Genomic DNA, 25,899 nt, shown 5'->3' on the forward strand with positions numbered 1-25,899 from the left:
GACGAAGTCACAACAGTTGTCGCGCCTAGTCGGTCGATTCGGTCGCGGACGTTTCATATACGTTCGTTTTCGGAACAAGATCAATTTTGCGGACCGATCCTCAAACAGCACACCCCGACACGGTCCGGCACTCGATCGCGTCCTGCGGAAGACGGCCGTCCGACCGTCCTGCTTAACCGTCCTGCATGTCGGTCTCGAATAGCTGACCCAAACAGCACTTTCGTCGCCTCATGGATGGAATCCTGATCGGCTATTCCCGATGCAGCACCGCGGGCCAAGATCTGCGAGCGCAACGCACAGCCCTCAAAGGCCGGAGTCCGCGACGACCGGATCTATACGGACAAGGGCGCTCTATACGGACAAGGGCTACGCGGGAGACAAGCGACATCGGCCCGGTCTGTGCGAAGCGCTCGCCGTCTGCCGCAGTCGTCAGCGCGGCAAACGCCGCCACATCGCCCGCGGCAGCAGGCGCATCCCGAAGAACACCGGGCGCAGCACCGCCGGCACCCACACCTCCCCGCGCCCGCGGTGCAGCGCCTGCACCGTCGCGCCGGCGACCTGCGGTGGGGTGCTCGACAACGGTGCAGGGCTCATGCCCTCCGTCATCCGGCCGATCACGAAACCGGGGCGCACCAGCAGCAACGACACCCCGCTGCCGTGCAAGGCATCCGCCAGGCCGGACGCGAAACCGTCGAGGCCGGCCTTCGCCGACCCGTACACATAGTTGGCGCGGCGCACCCGCCACCCGGCCACGGAGGAGAACACCACCAGCCGCCCCGAGCCCTGCGCGCGCAGCCGCTGGGCCAGGTCGGTGAGCAGCGCGACCTGCGCGAGATAGTCGGTGTGCACGATCGACACCGCATGGGCCGCATCGGTTTCCGCGTGGGCCTGGTCACCGAGGATGCCGAAGGCCAGCACCGCCACATCGATCGGCCCGAAGGCGGCGATCCGGTCGAGCACCGCGGTGTGTGTGTCGAGGGCGTCGGCGTCGAACTCGACCGGGTGCACCGCCGTCGCGCCTGCTACCCGCACGGCGGCGCACTCGTCGGCGAGGTCGTCGGCGCGACGGGCGGCGAGGATCACGGTGCGGCCCGGCGCGAGTCGGGTGGCGACCTCGACGCCGATCTCGCTGCGTCCCCCGAAGATGACGACGGTTCCCTGCGCGGTGTGGTTCATGCGGCCAGTGTCCCGGGTCGAGCTCCGGGATGCAGTGGCGGGGTTCTACTCTCTGCGGGATGGACAGTGACCGCACCCCGAGCATCGACGTCTCCCTCGCCGACAAGCTGCTCGCCCTGCTCGACGAGCGGTGAACCCGGCCGGGTGTCAGCCCGGCAGCACCGTCAATCCGTGCGGGCGCAGGTTCATCGACTCGCAGCCGTCCTCTGTGACGACGACGATGTCCTCGATCCGCGCACCCCACTCACCGCGGAAGTAGATGCCCGGTTCGATGCTGAACGCCATGCCGGGCTGCAGGATGTCGTCGTTGCCGGAGACGATGTACGGCTCCTCGTGCACCGACAGGCCGATTCCGTGCCCGGTGCGGTGCACGAACGCCTCCCCGTAGCCGGCGGCGGCAAGCAGGTTGCGGGCGGCGGCGTCGACGTCCTCGGCGCGCACGCCGGGCCGCACCGCATCCACTGCGGTCTGTTGTGCCTTCTCGAGCACCGCAATCTTCGTCGCGATCTCCGGGTCCGGTTCGCCGATGCTGTAGGTGCGGGTCGAATCCGAGTAGTAGCCAGGTTCGACGGGACCACCGATGTCGACGACGACGATGTCGCCGGATTCGATGACCCGCTCGGACACCTCGTGGTGCGGGTCGGCGCCGTGCGGGCCGGAACCGACGATGACGAACGCCGCCGCGGTGTGTCCCTCTTCGAGGATCGCGGCGGTGATGTCTGCGGCCACCTCGGCTTCGGTGCGCCCGGCGCGCAACCATTCACCCATGCGGGCGTGCACCCGGTCGATGGCGGCACCAGCGCGGCGCAACGCCTCGACCTCGTCGGTGTCCTTGACCATCCGCAGCTGCCGGATCACCGACGTCGCAAGCGCCGGGGCGTTGCCGAACCGGGCGGTCAGCGGCACCAGGTGCAGCGCCGGCATCGCCTCGGTCACCGCGAACGCCCCCGCCGTCGCGACGAGTTCGCGCACGAGCGCGTAGGGATCCTGACCGTCCACCCAGTCCCGCACCGGCAGACCGAGCTCACCGATCGCGGAGTCGTTCAGCGACGCCAACTCCAGCCGCGGCACCACCACGGTGGCGCCGGAGCCGTCGGTGGGGATCACCAGGCAGGTCAGGCGCTCGAACGACTCGGCGCGCGAACCGGTGAGATACCGCAGGTCCGGTCCGGGGGTGATGAGCAGCGCGTCGAAGCCGGCGGCGGCACCGAGTTCGGCGGCGCGGGCCAGGCGGGCCGCGTAACGGTCGGCGGGGAATAGGGGGGCGGCAGTGGTCATGTCTTCGAGCCTAGTGGCCGCGGCCGGATGGCAGGATGTGGTCCGTGACCGCACCGGAGAACCCCACGCCCGCACCGGACCCCACGCTGATGTTGCTCGACGGCGCGAGCCTGTGGTTCCGCGCCTTCCACGCCATCCCGGAGAAGGTCACCGCCCCCGACGGCAGCCCGGTCAACGCGGTGCGCGGCTTCGTGGACATGGTGGCCTCGCTGATCCGCACCCACCGCCCCACCCGGCTGGTGGTGTGCCTGGATCTGGACTGGCGGCCGGCCTTCCGTGTCGCGGCGATCCCCAGTTACAAGGCGCACCGGGTCGCCACCGGGTCGGACGGCACCGTCGAGGAGGTCCCACCCGCGCTGCTGCCGCAGGTGCCGGTGATCCTCGACGTGCTCGCCGCCGCCGGCATCGCCACCGGCGGGGCGGCCGGTTTCGAGGCCGACGACGTGCTCGGCACCCTCGCCGCCCGCGAGACCATCGACCGGGTGATCGTGGTCAGCGGCGACCGCGACCTGCTGCAGGTCGTCGCCGACAGTCCGGTGCCGGTGCGGGTGCTCTACGCCGGGCGCGGATTGGCCAAGGCCGAGTTGTTCGATCCGGCGTTGGTCGCCGAACGCTACGGGGTGCCCGGCGAGCGGGCCGGCGCCGCCTACGCCGAACTCGCGGTGCTGCGCGGCGACCCGTCGGACGGACTGCCCGGCGTCAAGGGGGTCGGGGAAAAGACCGCCGCGTCGTTGCTGCAGCAGTACGGCTCCCTCGACGCGGTGCGCGCGGCCGCGGTCGACGAGTCGTCGTCGATGGCGAAGGGCATGCGGGTCAAACTCGCCGCTGCGGCGGACTATCTGGATGCGGCGCTGCCGGTCGTGCGGGTCGCCACCGACGCGGACGTGGACCTGTCCCGCTCGGACGTGTTGCCGGCGGCACCGGCCGCTCCGGAGCAGCTCACCGCGCTGGCGCAGCGGTGGGGTCTGGAACGGCCGGTGTCCGCGCTGGTCGCGGCCCTGGCCGACCGATGACCGCTTCCGGTCAGTTGGGGCGGCCGACCTCGTAGGTGCCGTTGTCGTCGGTGATGGTGACGGTCACCTCCCGGAACTGGTCGTCCACGGTGACCGCGCAGGTGAAGCTGTGGCCGGCCTCGACCTTCTGATCGCTCGGGCACTGCACGTCGCCGACCTGCCCGGCCCCGTAGGACTCGGTGAGCACCTTCGCGATGCCCGCCTGGGTGGATTCGGTGTCGAGGACTTTCCCGCCGAACATCGTCGTGGCGAGGATCCCGACGATGGCGAGCACCACGACGAGCCCGGCGCCGCCGAGGATCCACGGCAGCTTCGACTTGCCGTTCTGCTGAGGCGCGCCGCCGGGCTGCTGCCAGGTGTTCGCGGGCGCTCCCCAGGGCTGCGCCCCGGCGGGCTGCTGCCCACCCCACCCGGGGACGGACTGCGTCGGTTGCTGACCGGGCGCGCCCCACGGCTGCTGTGCGCCCGGTTGCTGACCCCAGCCCGGTGCCTGTCCTGGTGCCTGCTGACCGGGTGCCGGCTGCCCCCAGCCGGGGGCGGGCGGCTGTGGGGCCGGACCCCAGCCCTGTTGCGGCGCACCGGTCGGCGCACCCCACGGATTCTGATGCCCGGCACCGGGCTGCGCGGGAGTCTGCTGGCCGGCGGGCGGCGCCCACCCGGGCTGCGGAGCGTTCCCGCCCGCACCGGTGTCGGGTTGCCACGGCGACTGCCCGGCGGTCGACTGTCCCCAGCCGGTGCCGCTGCCCTGCCCCCACTGCTGCTGGCCGGCGGGCGGCGCCCACGGTGATCCGGGCTGCTCACCGCCCCCGGAGGTCGGGTTGGGTGCCCATGGATCCGTCGATTCCGGCGGCTTCTGCCCCGGCGAGTCCTGCGGTTCGTTCGGCCCGGTCATCGTCGTCTCCACTCACCCTTCCCGTTGTGTGCCCATACGGTAGCGTCCACCCGCCGCGCGGGCATCCACGCCTACCGGGCGTCCCGGACACCCCGCAGGGGCCGGGTCATTCGGCGGTGGGATCGACGGCGACGACCCCGCGACGCACCGCCCCGACCGCCTTGCCGGCGGTGCGGGCGAGTTCCGGATCGTCCGCGCAGGTGCGGATCTGGTCGAGCAGATCGATCAGCTGCCGGCACCACCGCACGAAATCTCCGGGTGAAAGTTCCTTGCCGGCGGCCTCCGCGGCGACGAGCGCCTCGGTCAGCGACGCGGTCGACGCCCAGGTGTAGGCGGCGGTGACGAAACCCAGATCCGGTTCGCGGGTCGGGGGCAGCCGGTGCCGGATCTCGTCGGCCCGCAAGCCGTCGCAGATCCGGGTGGTTTCGGCCAGCGCGTGCCGGATCGGGCCGGTCGGCCCGACGACGGTGACCGGTTCGTCGGTGCGCGACTCGTAGATCACCGCCGAGGCGACCGCCGCGAGTTCGGCGGCGGACAGTCCCGCCCAGGCACGGCGACGCACGCATTCGGCGACCAGCAGATCCGATTCGGTGTAGATGCGGGCGAGCCGCTCCCCCGCCTCGGTGGTCGCCGGATCGTCACCCTCGGTGAGATAGCCGCGTTCGGTGAGCAGCGCGACGATCCGCTCGAAGGTGCGCGCCAGCGAATCCGTCGCCGCGGCGGCCTTGCGGCGCTGCTGCTGGGTTTCGCGCAGCAACCGGTGGTAGCGCTCCCCGGCACGCGCCAGCGAGTCCAGATCGGGGTGCTTGCGGGCCGGATGGTGCTTGAGTTCGCGGCGCAACGCGTCGATCTCGCGGGTGTCGCCCTTGGACGTGCTGCGCTTGGGACGGCGCGGCGGCACGAGGCCCTTCGACCGCAACGCCGACGCGATGTCGCGGCGCCCACGGCCGGTGCGGTGATCGACGTGCCGCGGCAGCCGCAGCGTGCCCAGCACCGTCGCCGGGGTCGGGAAGTCCCCGGCGGAGAGGCGACCGGACCACGCGTCGGCGGTGACGACCTGCGGCCGCGGATCGCCGGCGTCGGTGTCCGGCAGCACCACCACGGCCAGGCCGGTGTGTTTACCGGCGGGCACGGCGATGATGTCACCGCGCCGCAGTGTCACCAGCGACGCCACCGCCGCGGCCCGGCGATCCTGCTTGCCGCGCCGCTCGTGGGCGCGTTCGGCGTCGGTCAGTTCGGCGCGCAACCGCAGATAGTCGAGGATCTCGCTGCCCTCACCGCCGAGTTGGTCGCGCAGCTGTGCGAGGGTGGCCTCGTTGCGGTCGATGCCGCGTTTGAGACCGACCACCGACTTGTCGGCCTGGAACTGGGCGAAAGACATCTCCAGCAGCGCCCGCGACCGCTCCACCCCGACGGCGTCGATGAGGTTGACCGCCATGTTGTAGGACGGGCGGAACGAGCTGCGCAGCGGGAAGGTGCGGGTGGAGGCGAGCCCGGCGACCGCCGCCGGTTCGATGCCCGGCTGCCACAGCACCACCGCGTGGCCCTCGACGTCGATGCCGCGCCGCCCGGCCCGGCCGGTCAGCTGCGTGTACTCGCCGGGGGTCAGCTCGGCGTGGGTGTCGCCGTTGAACTTGACGAGCTTTTCGAGCACCACGGTGCGGGCCGGCATGTTGATGCCCAGCGCGAGGGTCTCGGTGGCGAACACCGCCCGCACCAGCCCCCGCACGAAGAGCTCTTCGACGGTGTGCCGGAAAGCCGGCAACATCCCGGCGTGGTGGGCGGCGATGCCGCGTTCGAGGGCGGTGCGCCACGACGCGTAGCCGAGGACCTCGAGGTCGCCGCGCGGCAGATCCCGGGTGTGCTCGTCGACGATCCGGCGGATCTCGGCGGCTTCGGTCTCGTCGGTCAGGTGCAGACCCGAGCGCAGGCACTGCTGCACCGCGGCGTCGCAACCGGCGCGGCTGAACACGAAGGTAATCGCCGGCAACAGACCGTCGCGGTCGAGACGGACGATGACCTCCGGGCGCGGCGGCGGCCGGAAGCGGGGGCCGCGTTCACCCCAGCGGTCCATCCCGGACAGACTCTGCCGTTGCCGCACCGCCGACGCCAGCTCCGGGTTGACGACGATGTCGCGGCGCCGCCGGGTCGGGGCGGTGTCGGTGTCGGCGCGGCGGTCGAACAGGTCGTAGATGCGGGAGCCGAGCATCATGTGCTGGTGCAGCGGGATGGGCCGCACCTCGTCGACGACGACGGTGGTGTCGCCGCGCACCGTGGTCATCCAGTCGCCGAACTCCTCGGCGTTCGACACGGTCGCCGACAGCGACGCCAGCCGCACGTCCTCGGGCAGGTGCAGGATCACCTCTTCCCACACCGCGCCGCGGAACCGGTCGGCGAGGAAGTGCACCTCGTCCATCACCACATGGGTGAGCCCGATCAGGGCGGTGGACGACGCGTAGATCATGTTGCGCAGCACCTCGGTGGTCATCACCACCACCGGCGCATCGGAGTTGATGGACTGGTCGCCGGTGAGCAGACCCACCGAGTCCCGGCCGTGCCGGGCACACAGATCGGCGTACTTCTGGTTGCTCAGCGCCTTGATCGGGGTGGTGTAGAAGCACTTGGAACCGCCCTGCAGCGCCAGATACACCGCGAACTCGCCGACGACGGTCTTGCCGGCGCCGGTGGGGGCGCACACCAGCACCGAATGCCCACCCTCGAGGGCGCGGCACGCCTCGATCTGGAACGGATCGAGCGGGAACCCGAGGCCGGTGGCGAACTCCGCGAGCTGCGGGGTGGGGACGAGCGGCGCGGTGCCGGTCTCGTCGTTACCGGCAGGGCCGGGAGTGGGGTCGCCGGTCACAGGGTGTCGGAGTAGTCGGTGCGGGCCGGATCGGTCCGTACGGTGTCGGTGGGCGCCGTCGGCGCTGCCGGCTCCACCGGGCTCGGGGCCGGGATCGTCGAACCCTCGTCGTCGTCGAGATCGGCCCAGCCCTCGGCGCGGGCCTTGCGGGCACGGCGCCGGTCGGTCAGCCGGGCGATCTGGATGGCGAACTCCACGAGCAGCGTGAGCGCCAACGCCAGGGCGAGCATGGAGAACGGATCCTGGCCGGGGGTGGCGATGGCGGCGAAGACGAACACCGCCATGATCAGCCCGCGCCGCCACGCCTTGAGCTTGGCGTAGGGCAGCACCCCGACGCCGTTGAGCGCGACGATCACCAGCGGGATCTCGAAGGACACCCCGAAGATCACCAGCAGGTTGATGAGGAACCCGAAGTATTCGGCGCCCGAAAGGGCGGTGACCTGCACGTCGTTGCCGACGGACAGCAGGAACGACAACGCGTGGGAGATCACCAGATAGGCCAGTACCGCGCCGGTGACGAACAGCGCCGCCCCGCAGGTGACGAAGCCGATCGCGTAGCGGCGTTCCTTGCGGTACAGGCCGGGGGTGACGAACGCCCACAGTTGGTACAGCCAGATCGGGCACGCCATGACGATGCCGGCGGTCGCGGCGACCTTCAGGCGCAGCATGAACTGCTCGAACGGTCCGGTGGCGAGCAGTCGGCACGAGCCGTCGTTGCTCAGGTCGGCGCGGGCCGAGGCGGGTAGGTCGCAGTAGGGGCCGCGCAGGATCTCCCCGAGGCTGTCGAGGCCGAACAGGCTGCGGCTGTACCAGACGAAGCCGAGGATGGTGGTGAGCACGATCGCAGCGAGAGCGATCAGCAGACGCGTGCGCAATTCGTAGAGGTGCTCGACCAGCGACATGGTGCCGTCGGGATTGGTCTTGCGCCGGCTTCGGCGCGGATCGAACGGGATGCGCACGGTGCGGTTCTCAGCTCCTGTCGAGACCACCGGCGTGCGGGCGTGCCGGGGTCAGCGGAACGCCGGGACACCCGTGGTGGGCGCCCCGGCAGGATGAACGTCGGTCAGGCAGACCGCGGTTCGGTGTGCGGGTTCGGCGCGGCGGGATCGGCTGTCGGCTGCGCGGCCGGCAACGGATTCGGCGCCGGCTGCGGCGTGGATGCCCGGGCGTCGTCGTTCTGCATCTCCTTGACCTCGCTCTTGAAGATCCGGAGCGAACGACCGAGACCGCGCGCGGCGTCGGGCAGCTTCTTCGAACCGAAGAGAATCACGACCACCAGCGCCACGATGGCCCAGTGCCAGGGGCTCATTGCACCCATTTACAACAACCTCCACTGATCGGCTCCGATCGATGCTACCGGACCTCGAGCACACACCGAGGCTTCGCGCCGGTGTATCCACCCACAATTTGCGGAGGGTTCACGCCGATGTTGCACAACGCGACCGTCACGGTGTCGGACCCGCACCGCGGGTCGCGTTCTCCCCGTCGAGCTCGGCATAGGCCGCCAGCGCCGCCTCGGCCCGCGCCCGCACCGCGGCCCGCAACTCCGGTGGGTCGAGCACCTGCACCCCGGCGCCGAGACCGACGAGCAGCCGCGCCATCCACCCCGGCGACGCGTACCGCATCGACGCCTCGCACCTGCCGTCGGGAAGCACCTGCACGTCGGTGAGCGGGTAGTAGTCGAGCAGCCAGGTATACGACGGGGCGATGCGCAACCGCGCGGCGGGCAGCGACGGGTCGCCCTCGAACAGTTCGAGGTGCTCGTCGTCGGTGATCGCCCGGTGCGGCGGTCGCGTCGGCTCGTCGAGCACGGTGGCGGCGTCGATGCGGTCGAAGCGGAACAGCCGCACTCCTTCGGCGCTGCGGCACCACGCCTGCAGGTAGGCGTGTTCGTCGATGATGACGATGCGGATCGGGTCGACGTCGCGTTCGGAGACGGTGTCGCGGGACGCCGAATAGTAGGTCAGGTGCACGGCGCGCCCGTCGCGCACCGCAGCCCGCACCTGTCCGGCGGCGTCGGAGTCCCCGGCTGCCTCCGGATCAGGCTCGGCAGTCGCCGCGGTGGCGGTGTCGGTGGTGGCGGTGTCGGCGGGCAGCGCGGCGGTCCCGGCGGCCGCCTCGATCTTCGCGATCGCCGACTGCGCCGCGGACGGGTCGACGACGCCGGGCATCTCCTGCAGCGACCGCAGCGCCACGAGCAGCGCGGTGGCCTCGGTGGAGGTCAGCCGCAGGGGTCGTTCGATGCCCGCGGTGAAGGTCACCACGATGCTGTCCTCGGAGAACGACAGGTCGATCAGATCACCGGGTCCGTAGCCGGGCAGGCCGCACACCCACAGCTGGTTCAGATCGTCCATCACCTGCTTGGGGGTGACCCCGAGATCGCGGGCGGCCTCGGCCGCGCTGATCCCCGGGTGCGCCAGGAAGTAGGGCACGAGATTGAGCAGTCGTCCCAGTCGCGCCGACAGTCGTGTGCTCATCGCTCCTCCTCCCCCGCATCCGTGACCGCCTGTTCGAGGATGCGGTGCACCTCGGCCCGCAACTCCGGTGGGTCGAGCACCAACGCGTCCGCGCCCTGCCCGGCGACGATCCGGGCGATCCATTCCCACGAGCGCACCGGCACCTCGAGTTCCACCCCGTCGCGGTCGCCGATCCGCCGGGCCGCGCCGGTCCGTCCGAGCCGGCGTAGCTCCCACGCGCGTCCATCGGCCACCCACAGGCGTGCCGATCCGCTGACCTCCGCCGGGGAGGTCGCGGCGAGCACCCGCCCCCGCAGATCCACGCCCCCCGGGATCTGCACCGCCCCCTCTGGGCCGATCGCGGTGATCTCGTCGCCGATGCGCGAGAGCCGGAAGGTGCGTACCGCGTCGCGATCGCGGTCGTGGCCGACGAGATACCAGCGGCCGTGCACGGTGACCACACCCCACGGTTCGACGGTGCGCGTCGACCACGGCTCGGTGGGGGAACTGCGGTGGGTGAACCGCACCGCGCGACGCGCGTCGATCGCGGCGAGCAACGCCGTCAACGCGGGTTCGGAACCGCGGGCGCGCGGCGGCAGCGGCGCGACGACCTCCCCGCCGTCCGAGTCGACACGGATCCCGGCGGCGCGCAGCTTGAGCACCGCGCCCTGCGCCGCGGCGGTCAGCTCCGGCGATTCCCACAGCGCGGCGGCGACGGCCACGGCGGCGGTCTCCTCGCGGGTGAGGTCGATCTCGGGCAGTTCGTAGGCGTCGCGGTTGATGCGGTAGCCCTCCACCGTCGACGACCGCGACGGCCGGCCCGTCTCGAGGGGCACCCCGAGATCGCGCAGTTCGTTCTTGTCCCGTTCGAACATGCGGCTGAACGCCTCGTCGCTCGCGCATTCGGAGTAGCCGGCCACCGAGGCCCGGATCTTCTCCGCGGTCACGAACTGTCGGGTGGACAGCAGCGCGATGACCAGGTTCACCAGCCGTTCGACTTTCGAGATCGCCACGCGCCAACCCTAGTGCCCGCGCGCCGCCGGCACCGCATCACCGTCCATCGGAGCGGACCGGACGGTCCGCTCCGATGGACGGTGGTACTCACATGGAGGCGATGAGCCGTTCGACGCGTTCGTCCACGGACCGGAACGGGTCCTTGCACAACACGGTGCGCTGCGCCTGGTCGTTGAGCTTCAGATGCACCCAGTCGACGGTGAAATCGCGGCCCGCGGCCTGCGCGGCGGCGATGAAATCACCGCGCAGCTTCGCGCGGGTGGTCTGCGGCGGGGTGTTCACCGCGGCGTCGACGGACTCGTCGTCGGTCACCCGCGCCGCCAGTCCCTTGCGTTGCAGCAGGTCGAACACACCGCGTCCGCGTTTGATGTCGTGATAGGCCAGGTCGAGCTGGGCGATCTTCGGGTCGGACAGCTCCATGTTGTAGCGGTCCTGGTAGCGCTGGAACAGCTTGCGCTTGATCACCCAGTCGATCTCGGTGTCGACCTTCGCGAAGTCCTGCGATTCGACGGCGTCGAGGACGCGGCCCCACAGGTCCACCACCTGCGCGACGTGCGGGTCGGGTTCGCGCTGGTGCAGATATTCCACCGCCCGCGCGTGGTATTCGCGCTGGATGTCCAGGGCGCTGGCCTGCCGGCCGCCGGCCAGGCGCACCGGGCGCCGGCCCGTCAGGTCGTGGGAGACCTCGCGGATGGCGCGGATCGGGTTGTCGAGCGCGAAGTCCCGGAACGGCACCCCGGCCTCGATCATCTCGAGCACCAGCGCCGCCGACCCCACCTTGAGCATGGTGGTGGTCTCGGACATGTTCGAGTCCCCGACGATCACGTGCAGGCGCCGGTACTTCTCGGCGTCGGCGTGCGGCTCGTCGCGGGTGTTGATGATCGGCCGCGACCGGGTGGTCGCCGACGAGACGCCCTCCCAGATGTGCTCGGCGCGTTGCGACAGGCAGAAGGTGGCGGCTTTGGGGGTCTGCAGCACCTTCCCGGCGCCGCAGATCAGCTGGCGGGTCACCAGGAAGGGCAGCAGCACATCGGAGATGCGGGAGAACTCGCCGACGCGGGCGACGAGATAGTTCTCGTGGCAGCCGTAGGAGTTGCCCGCCGAGTCGGTGTTGTTCTTGAACAGGAAGATGTCGCCGCCGATGCCTTCCTCGGCCAGACGCTGCTCGGCGTCGATGAGCAGTTCCTCGAGGACCCGCTCACCGGCATGGTCGTGCTCGACGAGCTGGAGCAGGTCGTCGCACTCGGCGGTGGCGTACTCGGGGTGCGAGCCGACATCGAGATACAGTCGCGCCCCGTTCCGCAGGAAGACGTTCGAACTGCGCCCCCAGGACACCACCCGGCGGAACAGATAGCGGGCCACCTCGTCGGGGCTCAACCGACGATGCCCGTGGAAGGTACACGTGACGCCGAACTCCGTCTCGATACCCATGATTCGTCGCTGCACACTTCGACAGTACCGCGCGAACCCGACCCACATGGGTCGCAACGACATCTACGGTCGAGGTGTGATCGTTCCCGAGCGTTACCGCACCGCCGACCGGGCCCTGTTCGAGCGCTCCGGGGCGCTGCGCGCATCCCCCGCCGACCCGCTGCTGCGCGATCTCGGACGCGCCGCCAACCACAGTGTGCTGTGGGTGGCGTGCGCCGCGGTGTGCGCCACCGCCGGCGGTCACGCCCGCCGCGGAGCGGTGCGGGGTCTGCTGTCGGTAGCCGGGGCCAGCGCCTTGACCAACGGGCTGCTCAAACCGCTGTTGCCGCGCCGCCGGCCCCCGGCGCGCACCGACCCGAAGTTTCGACGCCGCACGGTGCCGATCCCCCGCTCGTCGTCGTTCCCGTCCGGGCACGCCGCGTCGGCGGCGGCGTTCGCGACCGGGGTGGCGCTCGAATCCCCTGCGGCTGGGGCGGTTCTGGCGCCGCTGGCCGCGGCGGTGGCCTATTCGCGGGTGCACACCGGCGTGCACTGGCCCGGCGACGTCGTCGTCGGCGCCGCGGTCGGGGCGACGGTGGCGTGGTCGACGCGCCGCTGGTGGGCGGTGCGCAGCCGCGAACCGGCGACCGTGCAGGTCGCGGCGGCCGCGCCCGCCCTGCCCGGCGGCGACGGAATGCTGCTGGTGGTCAACCGCGATGCCGGGACCGCCGAGGAGATCGCCGCGCGGGTCACCGCCGCGCTGCCGAGGGTGCGTCGCGTCGATCTGGATCCCGACGGTGATCCGGCGGAGCAGTCGGAACGTCTGCTGACCGAATATCGGCCGCAGGCGGTGGGGGTGTGCGGCGGGGACGGCACCGTCGCGGCGGTGCTCGACGTCGCCGTCGCCGCGCGGCTGCCGGTGGCGGTCTTCCCCGGCGGCACCCTCAACCATTTCGCGCTCGATCTCGGCGTGGTGGACCTGGACGAGACGGTGCGGGCGGTCACCGCCGGGCAGGCGGTGGCCGTCGGGCTCGGGCAGGTCACGGTGACCGGGCCGGACGGGCGCACGGTGCGGCGGTTCGTCAACACCGCCAGCCTCGGTGGCTATCCGGATGCGGTGCGGTTGCGGCAGCACTGGGAACCGCGGATCGGCAAGTGGCCGGCGGCGGGGTTGGCGATGCTCGCGGTGCTGCGCACGGCGAGCCCGATGCCGGTCCGCATCGACGGGGCGGGGCGGGCGGTGTGGTTGCTGTTCGTCGGCAACGGCCGCTACACCCCGGCAGATCAGGTGCCGATGTCCCGGGCGCATCTGGATCCGGGCACCCTCGACGTGCGGTATCTACCCGCGGAGAGTCGGTTCTCGCGGCTGCGTCTGCTCCTCGCTGCGGCGACCGGCACCCTCGGCGCGTCACCGATGTATCGGCAGCGGCACATCCCGGGCCTGGCGGTGGAGGTCATCGGGGATCCGGTGGCGTTGGCCACCGACGGGGAGGTCCTCGCCGACGGCACCGGTTTCGACTTCGAGGTGGTGCCGTCGGCGTTGACGGTCTATCGGCTCGCGGTGGATCAGCCCGCGTCGGGACCGGACTCGGTCTCCGAGCCGGTCGCGGTGTCGGACCCCGATTCGGGGGCCGGATCGGCGGGCGTCTCCGACGGCGCCGCCTGAGCGGACCCGGTGCTGGGCAGCAGCGCGTCGAGCGCCGCCCCCGAGATACGCCGGAAGGCGCGGCGCGGCCGCTGCTTCTCGAGCACCGCGACCTCGAGTTCCCCGCGGCCGAGCACCCGCGGCGCCGCGTCGGCGGTGGCGGGCTGCTGCAGCGCGGTCACCGCCACGGCGACCGCCTCGTCGAGCGGCAGACCCGGCTTGTACGACGAGCGCAGCGCGGTGATGATCGGTTCGGTGTTGCCGCCCATCACCACGAACTGCGGTTCGTCGACGATCGAGCCGTCGTAGGTGATGCGGTACAGCTGCGGGCCGTCGTCGGTGTCGGCGCGCCCGACCTCGGCGACGCAGATCTCCACCTCGTACGGCTTGGGCTGCTCGGTGAAGATGGTGCCGAGGGTCTGCGCGTAGGCGTTCGCCAGTGCCCGCCCGGTCACGTCCCGCCGGTCGTAGGAGTAGCCGCGCATGTCGGCGTGCATGATCCCGGCGCGCCGCAGATTCTCGAACTCGTTGTACTTGCCGACGGCCGCGAAACCGACCCGGTCGTACAGTTCGCTGATCTTGTGCAGCGCCTTCGACGGATTCTCCGCCACCAGCAGCACACCGCCGGCGTAGGTCAACGCGATCACCGACCGGCCGCGGGCGATGCCCTTACGGGCCAGCTCCGAGCGATCGCGCATGATCTGCTCGGCGGACGCATAGTACGGAAGTGTCACCGGGCATCTCCTGCGGTGCGGTCGGCCACGATGGTGCGGGCCAGCTCGGACAGGGTTTCCTCCGCGACGGCCACGGCCCCGGCCGCGGTGATCACCACCGCCGTCGGGTAGATCCCGCGGGTGGTGTCGGGACCACCGGTGGCGGTGTCATCGTCGGCCGCGTCGTACAGCGCCTCGACGGCGCTGCGCAGCGCGCTCTGCTCGTCGGCATCGGCGCGGTAGAGCTTCTTGAGCGACGAGCGGGCGAACAACGATCCGGAGCCGACCGCGTGGTAGCCGGCGCGTTCCTCGTAGCGGCCCCCGACCACGTCGTAGGACACGATCCGCCCGGCGCGGTGCGCATCGGACGCGTCGAGGTCGAAACCGACCAGCAACGGCACCACGGCCAAGCCCTGCATGGCCGCACCGAGATTGCCGCGCACCATCGACGAGAGCCGATTGGCCTTGCCGTCGAAGGTCAGCGGCACACCTTCGATCTTCTCGTAGTGCTCGAGTTCGACCGCGAACAGTCGCACGAGCTCGATCGCCAGACCCGCGGTGCCGGCGATGCCGGCCGCCGAATAGTTGTCGGTGATGAACACCTTGTCGACATCGCGGGAGGCGATCAGGTTACCCATGGTCGCGCGCCGGTCGCCGGCGATGAGCACACCGCCGTCGAAGGTCAGCGCCACGATGGTGGTGCCGTGCGGGGCGAGGTCCACGTGGTCACCTCGTTCGAATCGGAACCGGTTCTCCGGCAGCATCTCCGGGGCGTGCATCCGCAGGTGGTCGGAGAACGACGACAAGGGCGACGCGAGGTGCAGCTTCGGCTGCACCTCGCGGTAGGGAAGAGAGGATCGTTCGGCTGTCACTGGCCACCTTTCTGCACATATGCCCGCACGAAGTCCTCTGCGTTCTCCTCGAGCACGTCGTCGATCTCGTCGAGAAGATCGTCGGTGTCCGAGGCGAGCTTCTCGCGACGCTCCTGACCGGCACCGCCGTCACCGACGACCTCGTCGTCGTCTCCGCCGCCACCGCGTGTGGTCTGCTCCTGTGCCATCGCCGCCGACCTCCTCCTGTACTCGGCGCGGAACCGTCACCGGTCGACGATCGGTGTGGTCACCGCTGCTTCGAACTCCTACCCTACCCAGCGAACCGGTCCACCGGTGGCGACACGCGTACTCGCGGCCTGTGATCCGGCCACCGCCCTCCGCCGGGAGGGGCGGTCAGTGAGTGAGCTGATCGACCAGTTCCGCCGCCGACTGCGCAGTCTCGAGCAGCTCCCCGACATGCGCGCGGCTGCCACGCAGCGGCTCGAGCGTCGGGATGCGCACCAGCGATTCGCGACCGAGATCGAAGATCACCGAATCCCAGCTCGCCGCCGCGATATCGGCACCGAAACGGCGCAGGCACTCACCGCGGAAGTAGGCGCGGGTGTCCGAAGGCGGGGTGTGCACCGCATCGAGGACCTGCTGCTCGGACACCAGCCGCTGCATCGACCCGCGGGCCACGAGGCGGTTGTACAGGCCCTTGTCCAGGCGCACATCCGAGTACTGCAGGTCGACCATGTGCAGGCGCGGCGCTGACCAGGACAGTCCCTCGCGGTTGCGGAAGCCCTCGAGCAGCCGCAGCTTCGCGGGCCAGTCCAGCAGGTCGGCGCATTCCATCGGGTCGCGTTCGAGCAGATCGAGCACCATCGCCCACTTGTCGAGGATGTCGAGGATCCGCTTGTCCTCGGTGCCGTCGTGGAACTTCGCGACCCGCTCGTGGTAGATCCGCTGCAGCGCCAGACCTGTCAGCTCCCGGCCGTCGGCGAGCGCGACGGTCTTGCGCAGCGACGGGTCGTGGCTGATGTGGTGCACCGCGGTGACCGGGCGGGCGAGCTGCAGATCCGACAGGTCGATGCCGGCCTCGATCAGGTCGAGCACCAGCGCGGTGGTGCCGACCTTGAGGTAGGTGGACATCTCCGCCAGATTCGCATCGCCGATGATCACGTGCAGGCGCCGGTACTTGTCGGCGTCGGCGTGCGGCTCGTCGCGGGTGTTGATGATGCCGCGCTTGAGGGTGGTCTCGAGACCGACCTCGACCTCGATGTAGTCGGCGCGCTGCGAGAGCTGGAAACCGGGCTCGTCACCGGACTGGCCGATCCCGACCCGGCCGGAGCCGGTGATGACCTGCCGGGAGACGAAGAACGGGGTCAGGCCCGCGACCACCGCGGAGAACGGGGTCTCGCGGTCCATCAGGTAGTTCTCGTGGGTGCCGTAGGAGGCGCCCTTGCCGTCGACATTGTTCTTGTACAGCTGCAGTCGCGGCGCGCCGGGCACACTCGACGCGTGCCGGGCGGCGGCCTCCATCACCCGTTCCCCGGCCTTGTCCCAGATCACCGCGTCGAGGGGGTCGGCGACCTCCGGGGCGGAGTATTCGGGGTGGGCGTGGTCGACGTACAGGCGCGCCCCGTTGGTGAGGATCATGTTCGCGGCACCGACCTCGTCGGCGTCGATGACCGGGGCCGGGCCGTTGAACCGCCCCAGATCGAAGCCCCGCGCGTCGCGCAGGGGCGATTCGACCTCGTAGTCCCAGCGGGTGCGGCGGGCGCGCGGCACCCCCTCGGCGGCCGCGTAGGCCAGCACCGCCTGCGTGGAGGTCAGGATCGGGTTCGCCGATGGCTCGTTGGGTGAGGAAATCCCGTACTCGACCTCGATACCGATGATCCGCTGCATGCCCTCGAGCCTAGGCGATCCGGACGCTCACGGTCGTGACCAGCCCCGCCACCGGTCAGCGGTGCGGCTGCGGGGTGCAGTCCAGATAGCCGTGCGCCCCGATCGCCTGCAGCGCCACCCGCACCGGCAGCGGCGCCCAGCTCGCCTGCGGATCGGTCCCGAGCCGCGGGTCGCGCACCGGGATCGCCCTGCCCCGGGTGTGCACCACCGCCTCGTCGGCGGCGCACACGTTGCGCACCCAATCGGTGTCGGCGCCGTAGGTCAACGCGATCCGCAGATCGTCACCGACGGTGAACAGCAGCACCGGGGTGCGGAACACCCGGCCCGAGCGGCGCCCGCGATGCTCGACCACCGCGGTGCCCGGCAGCAGCTGCGCGAACGGGGTGGTGACCCGGTTGGTGACGATCTTGTTGAACCGGGCCAGGGTGCGCGGCAACGGCACGGTCGGTCCTCCCCCTGGATAGGCCGCGACGGCCGGACCTTCCGGAGGAGGGAAGACCCGGCCGTCGCGGATCGATTGTCGCGGGTCGATTCCTACAGGTACTGGCCGGTGTTCGACTCGGTGTCGATCGCGCGGCTCGCGCTGGCGTTCTTGCCGGTGACCAGGGTGCGGATGTACACGATCCGCTCGCCCTTCTTCCCCGAGATCCGGGCCCAGTCGTCCGGATTCGTGGTGTTGGGCAGGTCCTCGTTCTCGGCGAACTCGTCGACGATCGAATCGAGCAGGTGCTGCACCCGCAGACCGGGCGCCCCGGTCTCGAGCACCGACTTGATCGCATACTTCTTCGCCCGGTCGACGATGTTCTGGATCATCGCGCCGGAGTTGAAGTCCTTGAAGTACAGGACCTCCTTGTCGCCGTTGGCGTAGGTGACCTCGAGGAAACGGTTGTCCTCGGACTCGGCGTACATCCGCTCGACGACCCGCTCGATCATCGCCCGCACGCACGCGACCCGATCGCCGCCGAACTCGGCGAGATCGTCGGCGTGCACCGGCAGGCTCTCGGTCAGGTACTTCGAGAAGATGTCCTGCGCGGCCTCCGCGTCCGGACGCTCGATCTTGATCTTCACGTCGAGGCGGCCGGGCCGCAGGATCGCCGGGTCGATCATGTCCTCACGGTTCGACGCGCCGATGACGATGACGTTCTCGAGCCCTTCGACACCGTCGATCTCGGCGAGCAGCTGCGGCACCACCGTGGTCTCCACATCGGAGGACACACCGGAACCGCGGGTGCGGAAGATCGAATCCATCTCGTCGAAGAACACGATCACCGGGGTGCCCTCGGACGCCTTCTCCCGGGCCCGCTGGAAGATCAACCGGATGTGCCGTTCGGTCTCACCGACGAACTTGTTCAGCAGCTCCGGGCCCTTGATGTTCAGGAAGAACGACTTCGCTTCCTTCGAATCGTCCCCGCGGGCCTCGGCGATCTTCTTCGCCAGCGAGTTCGCGACCGCCTTCGCGATCAGGGTCTTACCGCAACCGGGCGGGCCGTACAGCAGCACACCCTTCGGCGGGCGCAGCGAGTACTCGCGGAACAGGTCCTTGTGCAGGAAGGGCAGCTCCACCGCGTCGCGGATCTGCTCGATCTGCCGGCCCAGACCGCCGATGTCGCTGTAGCCGACGTCCGGGACCTCCTCGAGCACGAGATCCTCGACCTCGGCCTTGGGGATCCGTTCGAAGGCGTAGCCGGCCTTGCTGTCGACCAGCAACGAATCACCGGGGCGCAGCGTGAACGAGTTCTCGTCGTCGACGAGCAGATCGGTCTTGTCGTCGGCGGCGGCCGCGGCGAGCGGGGCGGCCAGCCACACGATGCGTTCCTCGTCGGCGTGCCCGACCACCAGCGCGCGGGTGCCGTCGTCGAGCACCTCCCGCAGGGTGGTGATCTCGCCGACGCGTTCGAAACCACCGACCTCCACGACGGTCAACGCCTCGTTCAGCCGCACCGTCTGACCGGGCCGGAAGGTGTCGAGTTCGAGATTCGGGGACACCGCGACCCGCATCTTGCGGCCCGAGGTGAACACGTCGACGGTCTGATCGTCGAACGTCTCGAGCAGCACCCCGTAGCCGCTCGGCGGCTGGGCCAGCCGGTCGACCTCCTCGCGCAGCGTGATCAGCTGCTGGCGCGCATCCTTGAGGGTCTCGAGCAGTTTGCCGTTGCGGACCGTGAGGGACTCGAGCCGGGCTTCGAGGTCGCGTACCTGATCGGACGGTTCGCCGAGCCGACGACGCAAGGTCGCCACCTCTGCGCGCAACTCTTCGATTTCGCGTGCCGCCGCAACCGCATCCGGCTTCTCTGACGAGCTCATAGCGACTCCCTCCACTGTCGGTCATTCCACGCTACCGGGACATCGCCCCACATGGGGGAGGACACGAAACAGTCGTGTTCCGAACATGTGTCGCGCGTGGGGCGCGCCATGGCGCCGCACCTCCGGCACGCTGTTAGGCTCCCCTAAATATCGTGCGTCGACCGTTTCTCTCGAAAGGTACTCCTCCGTGACCCCACGTCCAGTTCGCACACTCTGCGCCGCCACCGCGATCGCCGCCCTCACCGCCCTGACCGGCTGCAGCTCCGACGACGCCGGCGACGACACCGCTGCCACGACCAGCGCAACGACGACCACCAGCACCACCGTGACCGCCGCGGTCACCGTCGAGCAACTGCAGGAACAGATCGACGTGTTCTTCGACCCGGCCGCCACCACCGAGGACCGTGCCGCGGTCGTGGAGCACGGCGCCGCGCGCACCGCCGTGCTCGATCAGTTCACCGGTGTGCTCGCCGGTTACCCGCTCACCGGCACCGTCGGCGAGATCACCACGGTCGACGCCGACACCGTCACCGCGACCACCGAGGTCGCCGGCCCGCACGGCGGCGCCCCGATGCCGCTGACCTTCGAGCAGATCGACGGCACCTGGGTCATCGCCGACGAGAGCGCCTGCTCGATCCTGGCCGCGGGCACGCTCAGCTGCGAATAACCCCTGCGGGTCGGCGTCGGCTCAGCCCTTGCTGGGCCGGCGCTGCGGCTTCGGGGTCTCCACCCCGTCCTGCAGGCGCCGGGCACTGACCAGGAACGCCGTGTGCCCCTGCATCCGATGCTCCGGCCGCACCGCCAGCCCCACCACGTGCCAGCCGCGCACCATCGACTCCCACGAACGCGGCTCGGTCCAGCAGGTCTGCTCCCGCATCGCCTCGACCACCCGCGACAGCTGCGTCGTCGTCGCCACATAGACGATGAGTACCCCGCCGGGCACCAGCGCCTTCTTCACCGTCTCGAGCACATCCCAGGGGGCGAGCATGTCCAGCACCACCCGGTCGACGCGGCCGTACTTCTCGACGTCGTAGTCCGCCAGATCGCCGAGCACCGTCGTCCAGTTCGCCGGGCGCTGCCCGAAGAAGGTGTCGACATTGCGCTCGGCGTATTCGAGATGGTCCTCGCGCACCTCGTAGGAGATCACCCGGCCGCTCTCGCCGACGGCGCGCAGCAGCGAACACGTCAGCGCGCCGGAACCGGCGCCGGCCTCGAGCACCGTCGCGCCGGGAAAGATGTCGCCCTCCTGCACGATCTGCGCGGCGTCCTTCGGGTAGATCACCTGCGCACCGCGCGGCATCGACATCACATAGTCGACGAGCAGCGGACGCAACGCCAGATAGGGGGTGCCGTTGGTGGAGGTGACCACCACACCCTCGTCGGTGCCGATCAGATCGTCGTGCAGGATCCCGCCGCGATGGGTGTGGAACTCCTTGCCCGGTTCGAGCACCACGGTGTACTTGCGGCCCTTGGCGTCGGTCAACTGCACCCGGTCCCCCACCTGGAAGGGTCCGCTGCGCCCGAGTCCGCCTACCGCCATCGCCGTGTCCACCTTCGTTCCAGCCCCGCACCCGGGATCGGGCACGCGGGTCCGGCACCGTGTCGGACCCGCGTCCTAGCCTGCCAGGTGTGACCACAGCTGCGCCCACACCCCCCACCGACTCGACGCGGCCGGTCGCCCTGTCCCCCTCCCGGGCCGCCGACTTCACCCGCTGCCCGCTGCTCTACCGCTTCAAGGCCGTCGACCGGCTCACCGCACCCCCGACCCGCGCCCAGGCACGCGGCACCGTCGTGCACGCCGCCCTCGAAGCGTTGTTCGGCCTCGACGGACCGGCCCGCACCGCCACCGCCGCGCAGACCCTGCTGCCCGACGCCCTGGCCCGGGTCCTCGCCGCCACCCCCGATCTGGGCGTGGACACCGACGACGCGGGGTTCCTCGCCGAGGCCGCCGCGCTGCTGGACACCTACTTCACCGTCGAGGACCCCACCGCGGTCACCGCCGACGGCTGCGAACTGCGGGTGGAGACCACCCTCGACGGCGACGTCCCGCTGCGCGGCATCATCGACCGCCTCGATGTCGACGCCACCGGTGCGGTGCATGTCGTCGACTACAAGACCGGCCGCGCCCCGTCCCCGCGCGGCGAGCGGGCGGCGCTGTTCCAGCTGAAGTTCTACGCGCTGATCGTGTGGCGGCAACGCGGCATCGTCCCGGCCTCGCTGCGGCTGCTGTATCTCGGCGACGGTCAGGTGCTGCACTACCGGCCCGACCCCGAGGAACTGCGTCGCTTCGAACGGATCGTGCGGGCGATGTGGGCGACGATCCGGCAGTTGCGCGCCAGCGGCGACTTCCGCCCCGATCCCGGTCCCGGCTGCCGGTGGTGCGATCATCGGGCATTGTGCCCGGCGTTCGGCGGTACCCCACCGCCGTATCCCGCCGATGGCGTTGCGACGCAATCGACACCGGGCGCGCCCCACCGCATCGAGCAGCAGGAGAATCCCGAGTGAGCGACGCCGCCTACTACGTGCCGGTCCCCCGGCCGACCACCCCCACCGGCCCGGTCGACGACGTCGAGATCGCGGTGTTCCGCCCCACCGAACACACCGTCAGCACCTGGGGACCGCACCTGCAGCACGGCGCCCCACCCTCGGCGCTGCTCGCCCGCGCCATCGACCGGCACCGGCCCCGCCCCGACACCCGCCTGAGCCGGCTCACCGTCGAACTGCTCGGCCCCGTCCCCCTCACCGACCTCGAGGTGCGCACCCACATCGAACGACCCGGTCGCCGCATCGAACTGGTCGTCGCCGAATTGTGGGCCACCGCCCCCGACGGCACCGACCGCCCGGTGGCGCGCGGCACCGGCTGGCGCCTCGAAACCATGGACCTGCCGCAGGTCGCGCGGACCTCCGAAACCCCGCTGCCCGCCCCCGACCACGTCGAAGCCACCGCCCCGCACGTCTTCTGGAAGGGCGGCTACATCGACACCGTCGAATGGCGCATCATCGTCCCCTTCGGCGCTCCCGGCCTGTCGTCGGCGTGGGTGCGCAGCGAGATCGCCCTCGTGGAAGGCGAAACCCCCAGCGGGCTCGACCGGTTGATGAGCGTCGCCGACGTCGCCAACGGTGTCGGATCCAAACTCGACCCCCGCGAGTACACCTTCCTCAACACCGAACTGACCGTGCACCTGTTCCGCGCCCCCGAGTTCCGCGAACAGGACTGGGTGGGGATCGCCGCGGAGATGTCCGTCGGACCCGACGGGGTCGGCATGACCGCCGGTCTGCTCTACGACGAGACCGGCGCGCTCGGCCGCATCGCCCAGAACGTGCAGGTGCGGTCCCGCTGATCAGCGGGACCGCACCGGAAGATGTCGGGATCGGTGCGCGTCTATTCGGGGGCGCGCATCGCCCGGCACGAGCGGATGTTCGACGCGAGGATCGCGCGGGCACCGATCTCGGCGAGCCGGTCCATCACCGCGTTGTGGCCCTTGCGCGGCACCATCGCCCGCACCGCCACCGAATTCTCGTTCGCCAACGGCGAGATCGTCGGCGACTCGAGACCGGGCGTGACCTGCACGGCCTGCTCGAGCAGGTGCTTCGGGCAGTCGTAATCGATCATCACGTACTGCTGCGCGAAGACCACACCCTCGAGACGGGCGATCAGCTGGTTGCGGGCCCGATCCGAGCGATCCGAATCCTCCCGCTCGATCAGCACACCCTCCGAATCGCACAACGACTCGCCGAAGGCGACGAGATCGTGCTGCCGCAACGTCCGGCCCGAGCCGACCACATCGGCGATCGCGTCGGCGACCCCGAGCTGGATGGAGATCTCCACCGCACCGTCGAGCCGGATCACCTCGGCCTCGATGCCGCGGGCGGCGAGATCACGACGCACCAGATTCGCGTACGAGGTGGCGATGCGCAGACCCTGCAGATCCTCGACCGACCAGTCGCGGCCCTTCGGCGCGGCGTACCGGAAACGCGAGGACCCGAAGCCCAGCGACAACCGCTCGGTGACCGGAGCCCCCGAATCCATCGCCAGGTCGCGGCCGGTGATCCCCAGATCCAGCTCGCCGGAACCGACGTAGATCGCGATGTCCTTCGGCCGCAGGAAGAAGAACTCGACGTCGTTGACCGGGTCGATGACCGTCAGATCCCGCGAGTCGGTGCGCCGACGGTAGCCGGCCTCCTGCAGGATCTCGGCGGCGGACTCGGACAGCGAACCTTTGTTGGGGACTGCGACGCGCAGCATGACGGATTGGGTCCTTTCGAACGACGAGCAGAAGCGAGGAAGGGATCTACAGGGGGCACGGACGGCGGCACCGGCACAGCGGGCCACCGGCCGTCACAGATGCTTGTAGACGTCCTCGAGCTTCAGACCCCGCCCCACCATCAGCACCTGCACCCAGTACAGCAGCTGCGAAATCTCCTCGGACAGTTCCTCGTCGGACTGGTACTCGGCGGCGATCCACACCTCACCGGCCTCTTCGAGTACCTTCTTGCCCTGGAAATGCACGCCGGCGTCCAGGGCGGCGACGGTGCCGGAGCCCTCGGGGCGGGTCGCGGCGCGTTCGGACAGCTCGGCGAACAGGGAATCGAAGGTCTTCACAGGGGTCGATTGTTTCATGCCCCGCCACCGGCCCCACAGCCAGGACACCAACCCTCGCTCAGAACTCGAGTTCCCGCCCGCTGACGAACCGCCGCTCCACCCCGCTGATCGGATCGGTGAACTCCAGCGACCGCGCCAGCAACCGCAGCGGATCGGTGAAATTGTCCGCGTCGCGCCGCCGGAACCACGGATAGAAGTTGTCCCCCACGATCGGCACCCCCAACGACGCCAGATGCAGCCGCAGCTGGTGGGTGCGACCGGTGCGCGGGAACAACCGGTAACGGGCCAGCTCCCCACGCCGCTCGACCAGCTCGATGCGCGTCTCCGAATTCGGTTCGTCGGCGAACTGCTCGGCCGTCGGCTCCCCGTGCCGCTTGACGATCCGCGTGCGCACCACCTGCGGGAACGACAGGTCGGACCGATAACCGGCGACCGCCTCGTACACCTTGCGCACCCGCTGACGCTCGAACAGCTCCTGATAGGGCCGCCGCCATGCCGGATCCGTCGTGCACAGCAGCACCCCGGCGGTCATCCGGTCGAGCCGGTGCACCGGCACCAGATGCGGCAACTCCAGCTCGCGCCGCAACCGCACCACCACCGACTCGCGGATGTGCGCTCCGCGCGGGATCGTCGCCAGGAAATGCGGCTTGTCCACCACCACGAGACCGTCCTCCCGATGCAACACGCGCACCGGGAACGGCACCGGCACCTCCGGCGGCGGATCGCGGTAGAAGTACACGAACCGCGTCGGCTGATACGGCGTGCACGCATCGACGCGGCGGCCGTGCTCGTCGACCAACTCCCCCGCACCCATGTGCGCCGCCCAGTCCTCCTCGGGGTGGCCGGCCTGCAGGAACTCGACGATCGTGGCCGCGTCGACATCGGCGGGCATCCGGATGCGGTCGGGGCCGAGCCCGTCGCGCACCGGCAGCGGTGCAGCACGCACCGGTCTACGCCTCCACGAGGTCCGGGACGCAGCCCTCGCACACCAGAGTCAACTCCCGGCCGTGGAGATCCGGATGATTCCGGTACCGCGAGGTCGGCGTCCCGCACAGGGTGCAGCGGCCGATCACCGGCGCCTCGGCGCTGAACTCGACGTTCATCCGCCCGTCGAAGACGTACAGCGAACCCTCCCACAGGCCCTCGTCTCCGAAGGTCTCGCCGTAGCGGACGATGCCACCGTCGAGCTGGTAGACCTCTTCGAACCCGCGATTGCGCATCAACGCCGACAGCACCTCACAGCGCACCCCACCGGTGCAGTAGGTGACCACCGGGCGGTTCTTGAGATGGTCGTAGCGTCCGCTGTCGAGCTCGGCGACGAAATCGCGGGTCGTGGCGACATCCGGCACGATCGCATCCCGGAACCGGCCGATCTGCGCCTCGAAGCGGTTGCGGCCGTCGAAGAACACCACCTCGTCGCCGCGCTCGGCGACCAGCTCGTGCACGCCGTGCGGCGACAGATGGGTGCCGCCGTCGACGATGCCGTTCTCGTCGACCTTCACCTCGTCGGGCACCCCGAACGTCACGATCTCCGGACGTACCTTCACCGACAGCCGCGGAAAGTCGTCGCCGGTGCCGTCGGACCACTTGATATCGGTGTCCCTGAAGGCCGCATAACCGCGCAAGCCACGCACGTACTTCTTCACGTCGGCGATGTCACCGCCGACGGTGCCGTTGATGCCGTGCTCCGAGATGAGAATCCGCCCGGTCAACCCCAACGACGACGCGAGGGTGTGCTGCCACAACCGGATCGCCTCCGGGTCGGGCAACGGGGTGAACTTGTAGAACAGCACGATCTTCGGGACCGCCACC

At 70.3% G+C, this 25,899-nt stretch carries 25 protein-coding genes; 5 read left to right on the forward strand and 20 right to left on the reverse strand.

The genetic code is table 11. The features are described 5' to 3' along the window. Positions 1 to 429: 429 nt before the first annotated feature. Positions 430 to 1,176 carry an SDR family NAD(P)-dependent oxidoreductase gene (locus tag M3330_RS22765; protein WP_006552186.1) on the reverse strand — a complete coding sequence of 249 codons (747 nt, stop codon included), beginning with the start codon at positions 1,174 to 1,176 and terminating at the stop codon, positions 430 to 432. 147 nt (positions 1,177 to 1,323) lie between these two features. Then, entirely contained in the window at positions 1,324 to 2,454 is a 1,131-nt protein-coding gene (locus tag M3330_RS22770; protein WP_255026439.1) for a Xaa-Pro peptidase family protein, read from the reverse strand. 35 nt (positions 2,455 to 2,489) lie between these two features. Here M3330_RS22770 and M3330_RS22775 point away from each other — a divergent pair, with 35 nt between their 5' ends. Beyond that, complete coding sequence (locus M3330_RS22775) at positions 2,490 to 3,467, forward strand: 5'-3' exonuclease (protein ID WP_006552184.1); 978 nt, start codon at positions 2,490 to 2,492, stop codon at positions 3,465 to 3,467. A 10-nt stretch (positions 3,468 to 3,477) separates the two neighbouring features. On the opposite strand, the gene M3330_RS22780 is transcribed toward M3330_RS22775, so the two are convergent. The 7 genes from M3330_RS22780 to pafA all read right to left on the reverse strand — a co-directional run bounded on the left by M3330_RS22780 (position 3,478) and on the right by pafA (position 12,138). Continuing rightward, positions 3,478 to 4,359 (reverse strand): DUF4333 domain-containing protein, encoded by an 882-nt coding sequence (locus M3330_RS22780; RefSeq protein WP_255026440.1) that lies wholly within the window; start codon positions 4,357 to 4,359, stop codon positions 3,478 to 3,480. 106 nt (positions 4,360 to 4,465) lie between these two features. Then, positions 4,466 to 7,222: an RNA helicase gene (locus M3330_RS22785; RefSeq protein WP_033098354.1), complete on the reverse strand. Its 2,757-nt coding sequence runs from the start codon at positions 7,220 to 7,222 to the stop codon at positions 4,466 to 4,468. Then, positions 7,219 to 8,181, reverse strand: coding sequence for a twin-arginine translocase subunit TatC (tatC, locus tag M3330_RS22790; protein ID WP_019289529.1), 963 nt, complete (start codon positions 8,179 to 8,181; stop codon positions 7,219 to 7,221). The genes M3330_RS22785 and tatC overlap by 4 nt, the downstream gene beginning before the upstream one ends. Before the next feature lie 104 nt (positions 8,182 to 8,285). Next, the gene (tatA, locus tag M3330_RS22795) at positions 8,286 to 8,540 is read right to left on the reverse strand and encodes a Sec-independent protein translocase subunit TatA (RefSeq protein ID WP_254582888.1); all 255 of its coding nucleotides are present in this window, start codon (positions 8,538 to 8,540) and stop codon (positions 8,286 to 8,288) included. A 127-nt stretch (positions 8,541 to 8,667) separates the two neighbouring features. Beyond that, positions 8,668 to 9,699 carry a YafY family protein gene (locus M3330_RS22800; RefSeq protein WP_071935038.1) on the reverse strand — a complete coding sequence of 344 codons (1,032 nt, stop codon included), beginning with the start codon at positions 9,697 to 9,699 and terminating at the stop codon, positions 8,668 to 8,670. Continuing rightward, on the reverse strand, positions 9,696 to 10,691 hold the full coding sequence (locus M3330_RS22805; RefSeq protein ID WP_064062096.1) for a YafY family protein: 996 nt from the start codon (positions 10,689 to 10,691) through the stop codon (positions 9,696 to 9,698). The genes M3330_RS22800 and M3330_RS22805 overlap by 4 nt, the downstream gene beginning before the upstream one ends. Positions 10,692 to 10,779: 88 nt before the next feature. Then, a complete protein-coding gene (pafA, locus tag M3330_RS22810; protein WP_006552177.1) occupies positions 10,780 to 12,138 on the reverse strand; it encodes a Pup--protein ligase in 1,359 nt (452 codons plus the stop codon). A 31-nt stretch (positions 12,139 to 12,169) separates the two neighbouring features. Between pafA and M3330_RS22815 the strand changes: the two genes are divergently transcribed. Beyond that, entirely contained in the window at positions 12,170 to 13,768 is a 1,599-nt protein-coding gene (locus tag M3330_RS22815) for a bifunctional phosphatase PAP2/diacylglycerol kinase family protein (protein ID WP_064255671.1), read from the forward strand. On the opposite strand, the gene prcA is transcribed toward M3330_RS22815, so the two are convergent. From prcA to arc, 6 genes are all read right to left on the reverse strand, one after another. Next, positions 13,669 to 14,481: a proteasome subunit alpha gene (prcA, locus tag M3330_RS22820; RefSeq protein WP_006552175.1), complete on the reverse strand. Its 813-nt coding sequence runs from the start codon at positions 14,479 to 14,481 to the stop codon at positions 13,669 to 13,671. The genes M3330_RS22815 and prcA overlap by 100 nt on opposite strands. Further along, positions 14,478 to 15,239: a proteasome subunit beta gene (gene prcB / locus M3330_RS22825; protein ID WP_228045135.1), complete on the reverse strand. Its 762-nt coding sequence runs from the start codon at positions 15,237 to 15,239 to the stop codon at positions 14,478 to 14,480. Before prcB ends, prcA begins: the two co-directional genes overlap by 4 nt. Before the next feature lie 89 nt (positions 15,240 to 15,328). After that, a complete protein-coding gene (locus tag M3330_RS22830; protein ID WP_006552173.1) occupies positions 15,329 to 15,520 on the reverse strand; it encodes a ubiquitin-like protein Pup in 192 nt (63 codons plus the stop codon). Positions 15,521 to 15,686: 166 nt separating this feature from the next. Beyond that, the gene (gene dop / locus M3330_RS22835; protein ID WP_006552172.1) at positions 15,687 to 17,180 is read right to left on the reverse strand and encodes a depupylase/deamidase Dop; all 1,494 of its coding nucleotides are present in this window, start codon (positions 17,178 to 17,180) and stop codon (positions 15,687 to 15,689) included. Positions 17,181 to 17,235: 55 nt separating this feature from the next. Beyond that, entirely contained in the window at positions 17,236 to 17,622 is a 387-nt protein-coding gene (locus tag M3330_RS22840) for a nitroreductase family deazaflavin-dependent oxidoreductase (protein ID WP_064255670.1), read from the reverse strand. Positions 17,623 to 17,714: 92 nt separating this feature from the next. Continuing rightward, positions 17,715 to 19,484: a proteasome ATPase gene (arc, locus tag M3330_RS22845; RefSeq protein WP_024101038.1), complete on the reverse strand. Its 1,770-nt coding sequence runs from the start codon at positions 19,482 to 19,484 to the stop codon at positions 17,715 to 17,717. A gap of 187 nt (positions 19,485 to 19,671) precedes the next feature. Between arc and M3330_RS22850 the strand changes: the two genes are divergently transcribed. Beyond that, positions 19,672 to 20,151 (forward strand): hypothetical protein, encoded by a 480-nt coding sequence (locus M3330_RS22850; protein ID WP_024101037.1) that lies wholly within the window; start codon positions 19,672 to 19,674, stop codon positions 20,149 to 20,151. A 21-nt stretch (positions 20,152 to 20,172) separates the two neighbouring features. Here M3330_RS22850 and M3330_RS22855 read toward each other — a convergent pair whose 3' ends face one another. Then, positions 20,173 to 21,024, reverse strand: coding sequence for a tRNA (adenine-N1)-methyltransferase (locus tag M3330_RS22855; protein ID WP_019289521.1), 852 nt, complete (start codon positions 21,022 to 21,024; stop codon positions 20,173 to 20,175). An 89-nt stretch (positions 21,025 to 21,113) separates the two neighbouring features. Between M3330_RS22855 and M3330_RS22860 the strand changes: the two genes are divergently transcribed. After that, entirely contained in the window at positions 21,114 to 21,989 is an 876-nt protein-coding gene (locus M3330_RS22860) for a RecB family exonuclease (protein WP_255026450.1), read from the forward strand. Next, positions 21,986 to 22,825, forward strand: a complete 840-nt coding sequence (locus tag M3330_RS22865; protein ID WP_255026452.1) for a thioesterase family protein — start codon at positions 21,986 to 21,988, stop codon at positions 22,823 to 22,825. Before M3330_RS22860 ends, M3330_RS22865 begins: the two co-directional genes overlap by 4 nt. A 41-nt stretch (positions 22,826 to 22,866) precedes the next feature. On the opposite strand, the gene hisG is transcribed toward M3330_RS22865, so the two are convergent. The 4 genes from hisG to M3330_RS22885 all read right to left on the reverse strand — a co-directional run bounded on the left by hisG (position 22,867) and on the right by M3330_RS22885 (position 25,898). Next, positions 22,867 to 23,730, reverse strand: a complete 864-nt coding sequence (gene hisG, locus M3330_RS22870; RefSeq protein ID WP_006552165.1) for an ATP phosphoribosyltransferase — start codon at positions 23,728 to 23,730, stop codon at positions 22,867 to 22,869. A gap of 93 nt (positions 23,731 to 23,823) precedes the next feature. After that, positions 23,824 to 24,105 (reverse strand): phosphoribosyl-ATP diphosphatase, encoded by a 282-nt coding sequence (locus tag M3330_RS22875; protein WP_170318512.1) that lies wholly within the window; start codon positions 24,103 to 24,105, stop codon positions 23,824 to 23,826. A 40-nt stretch (positions 24,106 to 24,145) separates the two neighbouring features. Beyond that, entirely contained in the window at positions 24,146 to 25,033 is an 888-nt protein-coding gene (locus M3330_RS22880; RefSeq protein ID WP_255026456.1) for a pseudouridine synthase, read from the reverse strand. Positions 25,034 to 25,037: 4 nt separating this feature from the next. After that, a complete protein-coding gene (locus tag M3330_RS22885; RefSeq protein WP_255026458.1) occupies positions 25,038 to 25,898 on the reverse strand; it encodes a rhodanese-related sulfurtransferase in 861 nt (286 codons plus the stop codon). Position 25,899 lies beyond the last annotated feature (1 nt).

It is taken from the genome of Rhodococcus sp. GA1, from assembly GCF_024321955.1.
Classification (GTDB): domain Bacteria; phylum Actinomycetota; class Actinomycetes; order Mycobacteriales; family Mycobacteriaceae; genus Rhodococcus; species Rhodococcus pyridinivorans.